We start from the raw sequence: 16,317 nt of genomic DNA, 5'->3' as shown, positions 1-16,317 counted from the left end.
CCGCGACGGAGGGCCCGGTACAGACCAGTTTTCGAACAGATCTCAGGCACACCCTAGGCGCACCGCCCGGGCACCGGTAATCTCCCCCGCCCGTGGGAGGGACGGCAAGCGCCCGGCGGGCACCGTCAGCCTGCGAACATCACCACGGCCGCCACCCCGAGCACCAGCAGCAGGAACACCGCACCGACCAGGACCGGGCCCAGCAGGGCCGGCGGCAGCAACGGTGCCCGAACGGGCAGCGGGCCGGCGTCCGCCGTCACCGCCACCGGGGACGGCGCGCCGCGGCCGCGCCGACGCGGACTCAGCGGCACCAACGGGCCGTCCGGGCGCAGCTCGACCGCACGCGCCGCCCGCTCCTCGTCGACCGGCTCCGGGGCGCCCGCCAGCAGGTCCGCCAGCTCCCGCCGGATGGCCTCCGCCGCCGGCCGCAGTGCCGGATCGGGCTGCAGCAGCCGCTCGACCAGCGGCGCCAGCGGCCCGCACACCGTCGACGGCTCCCGCCGCCCGTCCCGCACCGCCGTCACCAACTCCGGCACCCCCTGGTCGGGGTACGGCGAACGGCCCGTCACCAGCCGGTGCAGCAGCACGCCGAGCGCCCAGCAGTCGCCGGCCGGGCCGCCGTCCAACGGCCAGCGCTCCGCCGCCGGCCCGACCAGGGTGGCCCGGACCTCGTACCGGCGGCGCCCGCCGGGCCCGCCCAACTCCTCGGCCAACGCCTCCTCGGCCACCCCCGGGAGCAGCCCGCCCAGCAGTGCCGCGCCGTCCTCGCAGACCAGCACCGACCCGGTGGTCAGATTGCCGTGCGTGAGCCCGGCCTCGTGCAGCGCCCGCAGCGCGCCGGCCAGGTCCGCCGCCAACTCGGCCGCCCGGTACGGCGTGATCGGCCCCGTCGCGGCCAGATCGGCCAGCGGCACACCGGCCGGCCGCTCCTCGACCGTCCAGAGCGACTCACCCTCGACGAACGCGCCGACGCCCTGCAGCAACCTCGGGTGCACCGGCGCGGCCGAGCCCACCGCGGCCACCCGGCGGACCATCCGGTCGCCCTGTTCGGGCACCGGGTCGTCCGGGTCGTGACCGCCGGTCAGCAGCGCCGGCAGCTCCAGGGCGCGCAGGAGGACGACGGCTCCCGTCCGCTCGTCCACGGCGAAGGCGCGCAACGCCTCCGGACGGTCCGTCAGTCGGTAACGCCCCGCCAATACCTGACCCGGACCCGCTCGCATGGGTGTTCCTCTCGCTCAACGCCCAGCCTAGGCCCTGCCCCGCCGATCCTCGCCGGGTGCGCGGCGTCCGGCCGAACGGGAGCCCGCCGGCCGCCGCACTACGCTCGGTGCCATGGACTGGAGCGATCTGATCGACGCGGCCTTCGACGTGGCCGGCAACAGCAACCGTGACAACCGGGCCGAAGCCCTGCGCACCGTCGAGGCGAACGTCGTGCCCAACGAGAAGCCGGTCGCCTCCACGGCGGGGCGTCATCCCGAGCACTTCCGGAAGGGCGTGCTGGTCCTGACCACCCAGCGGCTGCTCTTCCTGAAGGACGGCAAGCCGCCGGTCCCGGTTCCGCTCACCGCGGTGACGGACGCGACCGTCACCAGGACCAGGTTCAACGGCGAGGTGCTGCTGGTGGTCGCGCTCACCGGCTCGCACCGGTTCGAGGACGTGGTCAAGGCCGAGGTGTTCGCCGAGCAGGTCCGGGCGGCCGCCCGGCTGGTCCGCGACGCCGCGCCGAAGTCCCCCGGGCTGCCCGCCGCCGCGCCGGCCGCCTCCGGCGCCGAGCTGCTGGACCAGTTGGAGCGGCTGGCCGCCCTGCACGCGGCGGGGGCGCTCACCGCCGAGGAGTTCAGCCGCGCCAAGCAGCGCCTGATCGGCTGACGCCCGGCCGCCGGGCAGCCACCGGGCCGGGCGGCCGGACCGGCCTACGGCGCGGGCTGGAAGGTGTCGAAGGCGACCTGGCGGGCCTGCGTGCTCGCCGGCGTACTCCAGTCCGCGTCCGGGGTGATCCAGTAGATCGAGTACCCGTACTTGGCCGGCGAGCCGGTGACGAAGCCCCGGTTGAGCGAGTGCATCCGGGGAGTGCCGTTGGTCCACTCCCAGTCGGCGGAGTTGGCCCACTCCCGGTAGGTGATGGCCTGCAGCTGGACCCGCTGGTAGTTGCTGACCTGACCGCGCAGCCCGGGCTCGGAGGCCTGCCAGTCGTCGACCGCGCTCGGGCCCGGGGTGGTGGTCCACTCGATCCGCAGGGTGCTCCCGTTGCCCTTGAAGACCCGGCGGATGGACTCCGAACCGGCGGGCTGGAGCCAGTCCGGCAGGACGATCGAGAAGCCGGCCGGGTCCTTGTACTCGTGGTACCCGGCCGGGACCACCGCGCCGGTCGCCGCCGGGGTGGGCGGCGCGGTGACGGGGTGGGTCGCGGCGGGGGGCGCGCCGGCCGGGGAGGTCTCGGCCGCACCGGCCCCGCCACCGGCCGGGACCGTCCCGGCCGGCGTTCCCGGGCCCACGGCGGGCGGGGTCCCGGGCGTCTCGGTCCCGGGCGTCTCGGTGCCCGCCCCCGGGTCGCCGGCGCCGGACGCCGCCGGGGAGGTCGCGCCGGCGCCGTTGGCCGACCCGCCGTCGGAGTCGCCGAAGGCGCGCACCATCGCCACCGCCCCGGCGATCAGCAGCAGCACCACCACGACGGTGACCACGGCCAGCCGCCGCCGGCCCTTGTGCGGGTCGGCGCCGGCGGCCTGGGTCGCCCCGAGGGTCCACTCGCTGGTCACCGGCCGGATCGGCTCGGACCCGGCCCCGGCGGCGGTGGCCCCGGCCGCGGGCTTCTCCGGCTCCTCGGCGGCGGCCTTGGCGTCCTTGGCCCGGCTCCCCACCCGGACGGTGCCGAGCAGCCCGCCGATCGGGCGCCGGCCGGCGCCCCCGCCCGCGGACTTCTTCCCGGCGTCGTCCCCGGCCTCGCCGGCCTCGCTCTCCCGGGTGTCCCCGGCGGCCGGCTTCACCGGCATCGCGTGCTCGGTGGTCGACTCCGCCCGGGTGGTGGCCTCGGCCGCCACCCGCTTGAGCAGCGAGCGGGTCTGCGAGGCGTCCAGCCGCTCGGCCGGGTCCTTCGTCAGCAGTCCCTCGATGACCGGGCCCAGCGGCCCGGCGTTCAGCGGGGTGCCGAGGTCCTCCGTCATCACCGCCGTCAGGGTGGCGAGCGCGGAGCCCCGGTCGTAGGGCGGGCGGCCCTCGACCATCGCGTACAGCGTGCCGCCCAGCGACCAGAGGTCGGCCGGCGGACCGGGCTTCTGCCCGCGGGCCCGCTCCGGGGATATGTACGAGGGCGCGCCGACCAGCATGCCGGTGGAGGTCACCGAGGCGTCCCCCTCGACGCTGGCGATGCCGAAGTCGGTGAGCACCACCCGGCCGTCCTCGCCGATCAGCACATTGGACGGCTTCACGTCACGGTGCAGGATGCCGTGCGCGTGCGCGGCGACCAGCACGCCCAGCACGTCGAGCGCGATCTCGGCGGCCCGGCCGGGCGACAGCGGCCCGTCCTCCTTGATCACGTCCGCCAGTGAGCGGGACTCGACCAGCTCCATGACGATCCACGGCCGGTCGTCCTCCTCGACCACGTCGAAGACGGTGACGGCCGAGCTGTGCCGGATCCGGGCGGTCGCCTTGGCCTCGCGCAGCGTCCGGACGATCAGCCGGTGCTTCTCGTCCTCGTCGACGCTGCCGTTCATCCGCAGTTCCTTGACCGCGACGATGCGGCCCAGCATCTCGTCCTCGGCACGCCAGACGGTGCCCATGCCGCCGCGTCCGAGCACCGCGTCCAGCCGGTAGCGGCCGGCCAGGAGGCGGCCGGTGGAACCCTGCGCCTGGGTCATTCGGAACGTTCCCCCATGTGCTGCCGGCGGTCGAGGTGACGGCGTGTCGGCCCGGCGCGGGCCCGGACGCCAAGCCTCCATCATCCCCTGTCCGGAGGGCCCACGACCACCCGGCCCCCGGCCACCCTGGTGCCGGACCCGGCCGGGCACGGCGCTCCGTGCCCGATCTGTGATCGAAAACTCTGTCCGGCCGCCCCCGGGCGCTGCTAGCGTTCGGCAGCTCACCGTCTTTCCCGGGGGGATTCGACGCCCATGACCGCACCCGTACCGGGCGCTGACGGCCGGTCGGACCGGCCGCGTACGGCCACGCACTACTCCGTCGCACCGCAGCCGGTGACCCCCGAGGGCTATGTGGCCCCGGGCATGCCCGGCGCACCGGTGGCCGGTTACCACCCCGCCGACGAGGCCGCCACGCCCGACCGGGGCCGGCGCAACGGCCGCACCGCCGTCGCGGTCGGCCTCGCCGTCGGCGCGATGCTGGCCGGCGCGCTGGCGTACGGACTCGCGCCGGACCGGGCCACCGGCACGGTCGGCTGGCTGGCCATCGCCCCGGCCGCCGCCGTCGCCTGGCCGCTCGGCCGGCTCGGCGGCCGCGGCCGTGCCCTGCCGCCGCTGGGCGCGCTGCTCTCGGCCGGCGCGCTCTTCCTCGGCCAGCTGATCGGCCAGACCCGCCGCCTGCACGAGCTGGCCGGCACCGCGTACGGCGAACTGCTGCGCGACGCCCTGACCGTCTGGCGCGCGGACCGCCGCCTGCTGGACGTCGTCTTCTACGGCATCGCCGTGATCGGCGGCTTCCTGCTCACCCGCCGCACGGCCACCCGGGACTAGCCGGACCGGCACGCGGAAGGCCCCTCACCGGACGTCGTCCGGTGAGGGGCCTTCCGCACGGGCGGCTCAGCGGTGGTGGAGCGCCGGGTTGACCGTGACCTCGACCCGCTGGAACTCCTTGAGCTCCGTGTAGCCGGTGGTGGCCATCGCGCGGCGCAGCGCGCCGAACAGGTTCATGGTGCCGTCGGGGGTGTGCGACGGGCCGGTGAGGATCTCCTCGGTGGAACCGACGGTGCCGAGGTTCACCCGCTTGCCGCGCGGCAGCTCCTCGTGGACGGCCTCCATGCCCCAGTGGAAGCCCTTGCCCGGGGCGTCGGTGGCACGGGCCAGCGCCGCGCCGATCATCACCGCGTCCGCGCCGCAGGCGACGGCCTTCGGGATGTCGCCGCTGTAGCCGACGCCGCCGTCCGCGATCACGTGCACGTAGCGGCCGCCGGACTCGTCCATGTAGTCACGGCGGGCGGCGGCGACGTCGGCGACGGCGGTGGCCATCGGCACCTGGATGCCGAGGACGTTGCGGGTGGTGTGGGCGGCGCCGCCGCCGAAGCCGACCAGCACACCGGCCGCGCCGGTGCGCATCAGGTGCAGCGCGGCGGTGTAGGTGGCGCAGCCGCCGACGATGACCGGGACGTCCAGCTCGTAGATGAACTGCTTGAGGTTGAGCGGCTCGGCGCCGCTGGAGACGTGCTCCGCGGAGACGGTGGTGCCGCGGATGACGAAGACGTCGACGCCGGCGTCCACGACGGCCTTGGAGAACTCGGCGGTGCGCTGCGGGGAGAGCGCGGCGGCGGTGACCACGCCGGAGTCGCGGACCTCCTGGATCCGCTGCTTGATCAGCTCGGCCCGGATCGGCGCGGCGTAGATCTCCTGCAGGCGGCGGGTGGCGGCGGCCTCGTCGGTGATCGTGGCGATCTCGTCCAGCAGCGGCTGCGGGTCCTCGTAGCGGGTCCAGAGGCCTTCCAGGTTGAGCACGCCCAGACCGCCGAGGCGGCCGATGGCGATGGCCTGCTGCGGGGAGACCACGCTGTCCATCGGGGCGGCCAGGAACGGCAGCTCGAAGCGGTAGGCGTCGATCTGCCAGGCGATCGAGACCTCCTTCGGGTCCCGGGTGCGGCGGCTGGGGACGACGGCGATGTCGTCGAATGCGTACGCCCGGCGGCCGCGCTTACCTCGCCCGATCTCGATCTCAGTCACTTCGTTCGAGCCCTTCTGGTTTGTTGCTCATACCCGCCGGGTCACCCCGGCCGCCCCCAGTATCCCGCACCTGCCGCGGCGCGCGCGCTCGCCTCCGGCTGCCGGACGGGAGGCCGGCGGCCGTCCCGCCGCGGCCCTCGCTCCCCGGGGCCCGCCCGCGCTCCCCCGCCCTGCGGCGGCGCGCCCCGTCGGCCCGGGCCGGGCCGACGGGGCGCGGACACGCGCGAGGGGCCCGCGATCGCGGGCCCCTCGGTGTTCTCGGTGTCAGCGGCCGGGTCAGCGGCTGGTGTAGTTCGGCGCCTCGACGGTCATCTGGATGTCGTGCGGGTGGCTCTCCTTGAGGCCCGCCGAGGTGATCCGGACGAACCGGCCCTTGCTCTCCATCTCCGCCACGGTGGCCGCGCCGACGTAGCCCATGGTCTGCCGCAGGCCGCCGACCAGCTGGTACAGCACGGCGGACAGCGGGCCGCGGTACGGGACCTGGCCCTCGATGCCCTCGGCGATCAGCTTCTCGTCCGAGGTGACCTCGCCCTGGAAGTACCGGTCCTTGGAGAAGGACCTGGCCTGCCCGCGGGTCTGCATCGCACCCAGCGAGCCCATGCCGCGGTAGGACTTGAACTGCTTGCCGTTGATGAACAGCAGCTCACCGGGCGACTCCTCGCAGCCGGCCAGCAGCGAGCCCAGCATCACGGTGTCGGCGCCGGCGGCGAGCGCCTTGCCGATGTCGCCGGAGTACTGCAGGCCGCCGTCGCCGATGACCGGCACGCCGGCCGCCTGGCAGGCGAGCGCGGCCTCGTAGATCGCGGTGACCTGCGGGACGCCGATGCCGGCGACCACGCGGGTGGTGCAGATGGAGCCGGGGCCGACGCCGACCTTGACGCCGTCCACGCCGGCGTCGATCAGCGCCTGGGCACCGTCCCGGGTGGCGACGTTGCCGCCGACCACGTCGACGCCGACGGCGGCCTTGATCTTGGCGATCCAGGCCAGCGCGTTGTGGCTGTGGCCGTGCGAGGTGTCCACGACCAGGAAGTCGACGCCCGCCTCGACCAGGGCCTGGGCCCGGTCGAACGCCTCGGCGCTGGCGCCGACGGCGGCGCCGACCAGCAGCCGGCCCTCGGCGTCCTTGGCCGCGTTCGGGTACTTCTCCGCCTTGACGAAGTCCTTGACGGTGATCAGGCCCTTGATCCGGCCCTCGTCGTCGACCAGCGGAAGCTTCTCGATCTTGTGGCGGCGCAGCAGCGCGATGGCGTCCTCGCCGGAGATCCCGACCTTGCCGGTGATCAGCGGCATCGGCGTCATGATCTCGCGGACCTGGCGGCTGCGGTCCGACTCGAAGGCCATGTCACGGTTGGTGACGATGCCCAGCAGCTTGCCCGCCTCGTCCGCGATCGGCACGCCGCTGATCCGGAACTTGGCACAGAGCGCGTCCGCCTCGGCCAGGGTGGTCTCCGGGCCGACCGTGATCGGGTCGGTGACCATGCCGGACTCGGACCGCTTCACCAGGTCGACCTGGTTGGCCTGGTCCTCGACCGAGAGGTTGCGGTGCAGGACGCCGACGCCGCCCTGGCGGGCCATCGCGATCGCCATCCGCGCCTCGGTGACCTTGTCCATCGCCGCGGACAGCAGCGGGATGTTGACGCGCACGTTCCGGGAGACCCGCGAGGAGGTGTCGACCTGGTTCGGCAGCACCTCGGAGGCCCCGGGCAACAGCAGCACGTCGTCGTACGTGAGCCCGAGCATCGCGAACTTCTCGGGTACGCCTGCGGCGTTGTAGGACATTTGGGGGTACCTTCCGTGGCCGGCCTAATCCGCTCGCGCCCTGAGGGTGGGGGCGCTCTCCATCGCTCACTCGCTCAGGCCGCCGAAAGCTCGGTGCCATTGGAGGAACCTCCAGGGAAACCCCGCTCGCACCCACGGAACTTTGGCGACCCGCCCAGGCGCCGATACCCCATGGTACTGGCACCGCGAATGTGTCCTCGTGTGCCCTTGACAACACCGACCGCCCATGGGCCATTCCGACCCCGCCAAAGGCGGACGATCAGGAGGATTCCTCCGCGAGCGCCCGCAGCCGGCTCAGCGCCCGGTGCTGGGCGACCCGGACCGCGCCGGGCGACATCCCGAGCACCTCGCCGGTCTCCTCCGCCGACAGTCCGGCGGCCACCCGCAGCAGCACCAGCTCGCGCTGACGGGCCGGCAGATTGGAGAGCAGCTCCTTGGCCCAGGCCGCGTCGCTGCTGAGCAGCGCCCGCTCCTCGGGACCGAGCGCCTCGTCCGGCACCTCCGGCAGGTCGTCCTGCGGGACCACCGTCGAGCCGGGACCGCGCATCGCGGCCCGCTGCAGATCGGCGATCTTGTGCGCGGCGATGCCGTAGACGAAGGCCTCGAACGGGCGGCCCTGGTCCCGGTAGCGCGGCAGCGCACAGAGCACCGCGACACAGACCTCCTGGGCGACGTCGTCCACGTGGTGCCGGGCCCCGCCCGGCAGCCGGACCAGCCGGCCCCGGCAGTAGCGCAGTGCCAGCGGGTGGACGTAGGCGAGCAGCGCGTCGATCGCCGGGCCCTCGCCCCGGACGGCGGCCGCGACCAGCTCGCCGACCAACGGGGAGCCGCCGGTGCCGAGCACCGGGGCCCGGCCGGAGCCGGCCTCGTCGGCACCCTGCCCGGGGTCGTGACCGGGCCCGCCGTCACCGGGATCCGCGTACGACGGATCCCGACCCGGTCCGGAGGGCTCGGCCTCCACCGGGTCAGCCTCGCCGGAACTACCGGCAACGTCGTCACGCATCGGTCCATGGTGCCTGGTCGAACGGGAAAACGCGGCACCGCGTCCGGAGTTGTGCACCGGAACGTTATGCGGTGCGGCACCGGGCACCGGGCCGCCGCGCACCACCGGCCCCTCCTGCACCGTGCCACCTCCCGCCCCGCCGCCGTCGGTGGTTCCGTCCGTCGCGCCGTCCGCCGAATGTCCTGCGACTCCGTGGTTCGCCGCAGTGCCTGTCCGCTGGTCCCCGAGGTGCTCCACACCTCCATGGTGCAACCTCGGGACCGTAACGTCATACGCCCCTGCGAAGGGAACCTCGACCAGCGCGCCGCGGCCGGCGGAGCCGGCGGTGGTCAGCGGACCAGGCCCCACCGGAAGCCCAGGGCCACCGCGTGCGCGCGGTCCGAGGCGCCGAGCTTCTTGAACAGCCGTCGGGCGTGGGTCTTCACGGTGTCCTCGGAGAGGAAGAGCTCGCGGCCGATCTCGGCGTTGCTGCGGCCGTGGCTCATGCCCTCCAGCACCTGGATCTCACGTGCCGTCAGCGTCGGCGCGGCGCCCATGTCGGGGCTGCGCAGCCGGCGCGGGGCGAGCCGCCAGGTCGGGTCGGCGAGGGCCTGGGTGACGGTGGCCCGCAGCTCGGCGCGCGAGGCGTCCTTGTGCAGGTACCCGCGGGCACCGGCGGCCACCGCGAGGGCGACGCCATCGAGGTCCTCGGCGACGGTGAGCATGATGATCCGCGCGCCCGGGTCGGCGGACAGCAGTCGCCGGACCGTCTCGACCCCGCCGAGGCCGGGCATCCGGACGTCCATCAGAACGAGATCGGAGCGGTCTGCCACCCAGCGGCGGAGGACCTCCTCCCCGTTCGTCGCGGTGGTGACCCGGTCGACGCCGGGTACGGTCGCGACCGCGCGGCGAAGCGCCTCGCGGGCGAGGGGGGAATCGTCGCAAACGAGAACGGAAGTCATGACCGTCGTCCTCCGCAGCTGATCCGCGTCACGTTGAGCCTCCTGGCTGGTACGAATCTCTCCGACACGGCCGACCCGGCGACAGACTCCGTGCCGATCGCCCGAACTTCCCCGCGATCGTTCCCGACGTCCGGCGCCCGCTGACCGCCTCCGCACTTCCAACGACCGTCACTCGAATGAGTTACGGCTTTCAGGGCCATCTCCACCACTGTACGTGGCCGACCCGTTACCGATCAGCCACCTCGCGGTGCACACGCCGCACTTTTGTGCAGCTCGCGCGCGGTGGGCGTACGACCCGCACACCGGTGCGGGAGGTCGCACGCCCCCCGGCCACCCGATTGCCACGTCTGCGCCTGCCGAACTCCATGCCCACTTTGCCCGTTTTTATAGCTTTTGTATGGTCATTGACTGTTGTGCCACTCTGTGGGTGACTTGTCCATGGAGTTGCCGTAAGTCATATTTCCAGGTGTCCACACCAGCGCATCGAAGCCTCGCCGTGCCGCGCAGCCCAGCCCGCCGATGGCCGGTCCGCGGCCGCCGAGCCTCTGAAGGGAATGAGCCATGGCAGATTTCTCACGCCTCCCCGGCCCCAACGCCGATCTCTGGGACTGGCAGCTCTCCGCGGCCTGCCGCGGCGTGGACAGCTCGCTCTTCTTCCACCCCGAGGGAGAGCGCGGCGCCGCGCGCAGCTCGCGCGAGGCGAGCGCCAAGGAGGTCTGCATGCGCTGCCCGGTACGCACCGAATGCGCGGCGCACGCTCTGGCCGTCCGCGAGCCGTACGGCGTCTGGGGAGGACTGACCGAGGACGAGCGCGAGGAGATGATGGGCCGCTCGCGCAACCGCCTGATGGAAGTACCGCTGGTCGCGCCGACGGGGCTGCCGCGCTAGGCACCCACCCGGCCCGCGCCGCGAAGAAACGTTTCTTCGCAGCGCTGTGAGCCGCCGGTCCGCCCGCGTGGGGGTCCGGTCAGCGCCCGGCCGCCGCGCCCGCCAGCCGCTCCAGCATCAGCGCCACCGCCGGCACCTCGGCGAGGTCCGACAGGGTCAGGGCGACCACCTGCCGCACCGCGGGCGCTCCCGAGGCGGTCCGCACCGACACCGCCGACACGCCGTCGGGGCGCACCGACTCCAGTGCCAGCCCCGGCAGCACCGCCACCCCGAGCCCGGCCGCCACCAGGCCGACCACCGCCGGGTAGTCGTCGGTCGCGAAGTCGATCCGGGGCTCGAAGCCCACGCCCGCGCAGAGTTCCACCAGGTGCCCCCGGCACTGCGGGCAGCCGGCGATCCACTGCTCCCCCGCCAGCTCGGCGAGCTCCACCGGCCCGCGCCCGCCGTCGCGCCCCGCCAACGGGTGCGCGGCGGGCAGCAGGCCGACCAGCGGGTCGTCCAGCAGCGGGGTGACCACCAGGTCGGACCAGTCGGTGGTGGCGCTGAGCTGCTGGGCCTCCAGGTTGGCCTCGGCCCGCGCCTCGCGCGGCGTGCCGTGCGCGGGGGCGGGCGCCGGGGCGCCGCCGGGGGCCTGCGGATAGCGGAAGGCCAGCGCGATCTCGCACTCGCCGCCGCGCAGCATCGCCAGCGACTCCGGCGGTTCGGCCTCGACCAGCGACACGCGCACCCCCGGATGGCTGTCCCGCAGCCGGGCGACGGCCGGCGGCACCAGGGTGGAACTCGCGGTGGGGAAGGAGACCAACCGGACCCGCCCGGCCCGCAGCCCGGCGATCGCCGCGACCTCCTCCTCGGCGGCGGAGAGCCCGGCCAGGATGCCGGTGGCATGCTTGAGCAGCACCCGCCCGGCCTCGCTCAGCTGCATGCCGCGCCCCGAGCGGACCACCAGCGGGGTGTCCACGGACTTCTCCAGGGCCTTCATCTGCTGGCTGATGGCGGGCTGCGTACAGCCCAGTTCACGCGCGGCGGCGGAGAAGGAGCCGGTGCGGGCGACGGCACGCAGTACGCGCAGATGGCGGGCCTCGATCATGCCTCAGTTATAAGGCAATCTTTGCGTTATGCAAAATTCAACTGATAGTTGAAGAATGAAGCGCGCGGACACGCCGCAGGCCCGGCCCGTACCCCGAGGGGTGCGGACCGGGCCTGCGGTCACTGATCAGGCGTCAGTGGGAGTGCCCGTGACCACCGTGCGAGTGGCCGTTGCCGGCCTCCTCGTCGGCGGGCTTCTCCACCACGAGGGTCTCGGTGGTGAGCAGCAGGGAGGCGATCGACGCGGCGTTCTCCAGGGCGGAGCGGGTGACCTTGACCGGGTCGATGACGCCGGCCTTCAGCAGGTCGCCGTACTCACCGGTGGCGGCGTTGAAGCCGTGACCGGCCTCCAGCTCGGCGACCTTGTGGGTGATGACGTAGCCCTCGAGGCCGGCGTTCTGGGCGATCCAGCGCAGCGGCTCGGCGAGCGCCTTGCGGACGACCGCGACACCGGTCGCCTCGTCGCCCGACAGGCCCAGGCCGCCGTCCAGCACCTTGGCGGCGTGCACCAGGGAGGCGCCACCACCGGCGACGATGCCCTCCTCGACCGCGGCACGGGTCGCCGAGATGGCGTCCTCCAGGCGGTGCTTGCGCTCCTTCAGCTCCACCTCGGTGGCGGCGCCGACCTTGATGACGCAGACGCCGCCGGCCAGCTTGGCCAGGCGCTCCTGCAGCTTCTCGCGGTCCCAGTCGGAGTCCGTGTTGGCGATCTCGCCCTTGATCTGGGCGACGCGGCCGGCCACGGCCTCGCTGTCACCGGCGCCGTCGACGACGGTGGTCTCGTCCTTGGTGATGGTCACGCGGCGGGCGGTGCCCAGCACGTCCACACCGGCCTGGTCGAGCTTGAGGCCGACCTCCTCGGAGATGACGGTGGCACCGGTCAGGGTGGCCAGGTCGCCCAGGATCGCCTTGCGGCGGTCACCGAAGCCCGGGGCCTTGACGGCGACCGCGTTGAAGGTGCCGCGGATCTTGTTCACCACGAGGGTGGACAGCGCCTCGCCGTCGACGTCCTCGGCGATGATCAGCAGCGGCTTGGAGGCACCGCCCTGCAGGATCTTCTCCAGCAGCGGCAGCAGCTCCTGGATGGAGGAGATCTTGCCCTGGTTGATCAGGATGTACGGGTCCTCCAGGACCGCCTCCTGCCGCTCCGCGTCGGTGACGAAGTACGGCGACAGGTAGCCCTTGTCGAACTGCATGCCCTCGGTGAAGTCCAGCTCCACGCCGAAGGTGTTCGACTCCTCGACGGTGATGACACCGTCCTTGCCGACCTTGTCGATCGCCTCGGCGATCAGCTCGCCGACCTGGGTGTCCTGCGCCGAGAGGGACGCGACGGCGGCGACGTCGTCCTTGCCCTCGATCTCGCGGGCGATGGAGAGGAGGTGCTCGGAGACGGCGGCGACGGCCTTGTCGATGCCCTTCTTCAGGGCGGCCGGGCCGGCACCGGCGGCGACGTTGCGCAGACCCTCGTTGACCAGGGCCTGGGCCAGCACGGTGGCGGTGGTGGTGCCGTCGCCCGCGACGTCGTTGGTCTTGGTGGCGACCTCCTTGACGAGCTGCGCGCCAAGGTTCTCGTACGGGTCGTCCAGCTCGACCTCGCGGGCGATGGTGACACCGTCGTTGGTGATGGTCGGGGCGCCGAACTTCTTGTCGATGACGACGTTGCGGCCCTTGGGGCCGATGGTCACCTTGACGGTGTCGGCCAGCTTGTTGACACCGCGCTCCAGCGAGCGGCGGGCGTCCTCGTCGAACTGCAGGATCTTCGCCATGTTCCCTATTCCCTCGGGGCTGCGGCCGGCACGCCGGCCACCGGACTACGTGAACCAACAACCACGCCCCGGGCCCCTGTCACTGGGACACGGATCCGGGGCGGGCTGGAACGACTTACTTCTCGGTGCTGCTTACTTCTCGATGATGGCGAGAACGTCGCGCGCCGAGAGGACGAGGTACTCCTCGCCCTGGTACTTCACCTCGGTGCCGCCGTACTTCGAGTACAGGACGATGTCACCGACGGCGACGTCGAGCGGCAGACGCTGGCCGTCCTCGAAGCGGCCCGGGCCGACAGCCAGGACGACGCCCTCCTGGGGCTTCTCCTTGGCCGTGTCCGGGATGACCAGGCCGGAGGCCGTGGTGGTCTCGGCGTCGAGCGGCTGGACCACGATGCGGTCCTCGAGCGGCTTGATGGCAACCTTGCTGCTGGTGGTCACGTCCGAGCTCCCCTTCGGAGATTACGGGGTTTTCTAACAGGTAGGTGGCGAACCTGCGGGCCTGCCGTCGCGGGGGTCAGACACACGTCGTCGCGTTAGCACTCACCATGGGGAGAGTGCCAAGGACGACCATAGGCGGCGGTTAGCACTCAGTCAACCAGAGTGCCAACGGCGCGCCCGAACGGTTCGGGCGGGCGGATCTCCGGTCGTACTCCTGTGCGATGCCGCCACCGCACCGCACACGCGTGCCCCCGGTGGGCCGACGGCCCCCGGCGGTTCGGCGGCCCCGGCACCACCGCACCCCGTCGCCACGGCACCACGGCACCCCGGCACCGCCGCGGCCCGACCGGGGAGAATGAGCGCGTGGAGACCGAGAACCTGCAGCCCCTGCTGACCCCCGAGGGACAGTCCCTGCTCGCCGAACTGCGCGAGTTCGCGCCCGAGGAGGAGCTCGCGCTGGCGACCAGGCTGCGCCGGGAGCACCCGGCGGAGCTGGTCTCGGCGGCCTTCGGACAGGCCCGGCTGCGGCAACGGGCCCGCGCGAAGTTCGGCACGGACGCCGACCTGATGTACTTCACGCCCAACGGCGTCGAGCAGTCCACCCGGCGCGTCGTCGCCGAGTGGCGGGCGCGGCGCTTCGCCGACCTGGGCGTGCGCCGGCTGGCCGACCTCTGCTGCGGCATCGGCGGGGACGTCCTCGCGCTGGCCCGGGCCGGCATCGAGGTGCTCGCCGTCGACAAGGACCCGGCGGCCTGCGCGGCCACCGCCGCCAACGCCACCGCGCTGGGCCTGGCGGACCTGGTCGAGGTGCGGTGCGCCGACGTCGCCGACATCGACGTCACCGGGTACGACGCGGTCTTCACCGACCCGGCCCGCCGCACCGCGCGCGGCCGGGTGTTCGACCCCGAGGCGTACGCCCCGCCGCTCTCCTGGGCGATCGAGGCCGGCCGGCGCACCCCGGTCGGCGCGCTCAAGGTGGCTCCGGGCATCCCGCACGAGGCCGTACCGGCCGACGCCGAGGCCGAGTGGGTCTCCGACCACGGCGACGTCAAGGAGGCGGTGCTCTGGTTCGGCACCGGGGCCGACCGCCCGCACCGCGCCACCCTGCTGCCGCACGGCGCCTCGCTGACCGGCGGCGACCTGCCCGACCCGCCGGCCGGACCGGTCGGCCGCTACCTCTACGAGCCGGACGGCGCGGTGATCCGGGCCCATCTGGTCGCCGAGGTCGCCGGGCAGGTGCGCGGCCGGCTGATCGACCCGAAGATCGCCTACGTCACCTCGGACCACCTGGTCGCCACCCCGTACGCGCACGCCTTCGAGCTGACCGACGTGCTGCCGTTCCACATCAAGAAGCTGAAGGCGCTGCTGCGCGAACGGGCCGTCGGCACCGTGGTGATCAAGAAGCGGGGGATGGCGATCACCCCGGAGGAGCTGCGCCGCCAGCTGAAGCCGAGCGGGCCGAACAGCGTCACGGTGATCCTCAGCCGCACCGACCGGGGCCCGCTGATGATGCTCGGCCGGCCGGTGACGCTCCCCTAGCGCCCCCGGTCAGGAGGCGGGCGCCTGGATGTAGTCCTCCAGCCGGGCCACCGCGAAGCCCTGCTCCTGGACGCGGGCCAGCAGCTCCCCGAACATCTGCGTCATCGTCTCGCCCTTGAGGTCCTTCGGACCCCGGAAGTGGGCGAGGACGATGTCGCCGGGCCGCAGCTTCTTGTCCGCCGCCTGGTACTGCATGTCGTGGATCTGCATCGACTCGCGCCAGAGCACGATCGCGCGCGGCCCGCACTGCTGCACCGCGGTGTTCAGCGCCGGGGTGTTGGCACCGTCCCCGTAGGGCGGCCGGAACAGCAGCGGCGCGCTGCCGTACTGCTGGGTCAGCGCGGACTGGGCGTCACAGATCTCGGACTTCTGCTTCTCCGGCGGGACCTTGCTCATCTGGGCGTGGTCCACGGTGTGGTTGTGGATGTGGTTGCCGAGTGCCTGGAGCGGCTTGAAGTAGCCGTAGTTGTCCTTGACGATGTCCCGGGTCAGGAACATCGAGACCGGCACCTTGAGGTCGGTCAGCATCTCGACGAACTTCGGGTCCTTCTCGGCGCCGTCGTCGATGGTGAGGAAGACGACCTTGTCGGTGGTCTTCACCTCGCTGAACACCGGCACGGTGCCGGTCCGTTCGAGCTTGACCGGCTTGTCGGCGGGCGCCGCGGGGGCGGGCGGCAGCGGCTTGAGGTTCCACTTCGCCCAGGCCGCCGCGTCCCCGGCCGCGGGCACCGCGGCGGGCGTCGTCGCGGGCGCCGGGCTCGCGGCCGTCGAGGGCCGCTGCGCGGCCGCCGGCGTGGTCGCGGCGGCGCCCGCCGCGGTGCCCGACCCGCCGCCGCCACAGCCCGTGGCGGCGGCCAACAGGGCCAGCGCCCCCACCGTGTACGTCCTCGTCCTGCCCCGCCCGTGCCACTTCACCGCGCCGCGCTCCCCGGTACCGTCCAGCTGTTCCTCAGCTATGCACGGTAACGGTCAGCTGTTCGGTTCCAGGACAGGCTGACGAA

At 73.3% G+C, this 16,317-nt stretch carries 14 protein-coding genes; 4 read left to right on the top strand and 10 right to left on the bottom strand.

The features are described from left to right. Positions 1-125: 125 nt before the first annotated feature. On the bottom strand, positions 126-1,220 hold the full coding sequence (locus ACIQTO_RS04265; RefSeq protein WP_402382519.1) for a protein kinase: 1,095 nt from the start codon (positions 1,218-1,220) through the stop codon (positions 126-128). A gap of 112 nt (positions 1,221-1,332) precedes the next feature. On the opposite strand from ACIQTO_RS04265, the gene ACIQTO_RS04260 reads away from it, so the two are divergent. Further along, on the top strand, positions 1,333-1,869 hold the full coding sequence (locus ACIQTO_RS04260) for an SHOCT domain-containing protein (protein WP_402382516.1): 537 nt from the start codon (positions 1,333-1,335) through the stop codon (positions 1,867-1,869). Positions 1,870-1,913: 44 nt separating this feature from the next. Here ACIQTO_RS04260 and ACIQTO_RS04255 read toward each other — a convergent pair whose 3' ends face one another. Then, entirely contained in the window at positions 1,914-3,854 is a 1,941-nt protein-coding gene (locus ACIQTO_RS04255) for a protein kinase (RefSeq protein WP_402382513.1), read from the bottom strand. Between the two features lie 252 nt (positions 3,855-4,106). Here ACIQTO_RS04255 and ACIQTO_RS04250 point away from each other — a divergent pair, with 252 nt between their 5' ends. Then, entirely contained in the window at positions 4,107-4,682 is a 576-nt protein-coding gene (locus ACIQTO_RS04250; protein WP_402382511.1) for a hypothetical protein, read from the top strand. 66 nt (positions 4,683-4,748) lie between these two features. On the opposite strand, the gene ACIQTO_RS04245 is transcribed toward ACIQTO_RS04250, so the two are convergent. The 4 genes from ACIQTO_RS04245 to ACIQTO_RS04230 all read right to left on the bottom strand — a co-directional run bounded on the left by ACIQTO_RS04245 (position 4,749) and on the right by ACIQTO_RS04230 (position 9,599). After that, positions 4,749-5,876, bottom strand: coding sequence for a GuaB3 family IMP dehydrogenase-related protein (locus ACIQTO_RS04245; RefSeq protein ID WP_380574535.1), 1,128 nt, complete (start codon positions 5,874-5,876; stop codon positions 4,749-4,751). Positions 5,877-6,152: 276 nt separating this feature from the next. Continuing rightward, positions 6,153-7,655, bottom strand: a complete 1,503-nt coding sequence (gene guaB, locus ACIQTO_RS04240) for an IMP dehydrogenase (RefSeq protein ID WP_380574534.1) — start codon at positions 7,653-7,655, stop codon at positions 6,153-6,155. 259 nt (positions 7,656-7,914) lie between these two features. Then, entirely contained in the window at positions 7,915-8,499 is a 585-nt protein-coding gene (gene shbA, locus ACIQTO_RS04235; RefSeq protein WP_387889239.1) for an RNA polymerase sigma factor ShbA, read from the bottom strand. 488 nt (positions 8,500-8,987) lie between these two features. Beyond that, on the bottom strand, positions 8,988-9,599 hold the full coding sequence (locus ACIQTO_RS04230; protein WP_014136228.1) for a response regulator transcription factor: 612 nt from the start codon (positions 9,597-9,599) through the stop codon (positions 8,988-8,990). Between the two features lie 561 nt (positions 9,600-10,160). On the opposite strand from ACIQTO_RS04230, the gene ACIQTO_RS04225 reads away from it, so the two are divergent. Then, positions 10,161-10,487: a WhiB family transcriptional regulator gene (locus ACIQTO_RS04225; RefSeq protein WP_380574533.1), complete on the top strand. Its 327-nt coding sequence runs from the start codon at positions 10,161-10,163 to the stop codon at positions 10,485-10,487. Between the two features lie 79 nt (positions 10,488-10,566). On the opposite strand, the gene ACIQTO_RS04220 is transcribed toward ACIQTO_RS04225, so the two are convergent. The 3 genes from ACIQTO_RS04220 to groES form a co-directional block, all read right to left on the bottom strand. Further along, positions 10,567-11,574 (bottom strand): LysR family transcriptional regulator, encoded by a 1,008-nt coding sequence (locus ACIQTO_RS04220; RefSeq protein WP_402382507.1) that lies wholly within the window; start codon positions 11,572-11,574, stop codon positions 10,567-10,569. Between the two features lie 133 nt (positions 11,575-11,707). After that, positions 11,708-13,339 (bottom strand): chaperonin GroEL, encoded by a 1,632-nt coding sequence (gene groL, locus ACIQTO_RS04215; RefSeq protein ID WP_402382504.1) that lies wholly within the window; start codon positions 13,337-13,339, stop codon positions 11,708-11,710. A 132-nt stretch (positions 13,340-13,471) separates the two neighbouring features. Next, a complete protein-coding gene (groES, locus tag ACIQTO_RS04210; RefSeq protein WP_014136232.1) occupies positions 13,472-13,777 on the bottom strand; it encodes a co-chaperone GroES in 306 nt (101 codons plus the stop codon). Positions 13,778-14,140: 363 nt separating this feature from the next. On the opposite strand from groES, the gene ACIQTO_RS04205 reads away from it, so the two are divergent. After that, entirely contained in the window at positions 14,141-15,316 is a 1,176-nt protein-coding gene (locus ACIQTO_RS04205; RefSeq protein ID WP_402382502.1) for an SAM-dependent methyltransferase, read from the top strand. A gap of 9 nt (positions 15,317-15,325) precedes the next feature. Here ACIQTO_RS04205 and ACIQTO_RS04200 read toward each other — a convergent pair whose 3' ends face one another. Next, the gene (locus ACIQTO_RS04200; RefSeq protein WP_402382499.1) at positions 15,326-16,192 is read right to left on the bottom strand and encodes a polysaccharide deacetylase family protein; all 867 of its coding nucleotides are present in this window, start codon (positions 16,190-16,192) and stop codon (positions 15,326-15,328) included. Positions 16,193-16,317 lie beyond the last annotated feature (125 nt).

This window comes from Kitasatospora sp. NPDC091207 (assembly GCF_044768625.1).
Classification (GTDB): domain Bacteria; phylum Actinomycetota; class Actinomycetes; order Streptomycetales; family Streptomycetaceae; genus Kitasatospora.
This window is presented reverse-complemented; position numbering and strand designations above follow the sequence as displayed.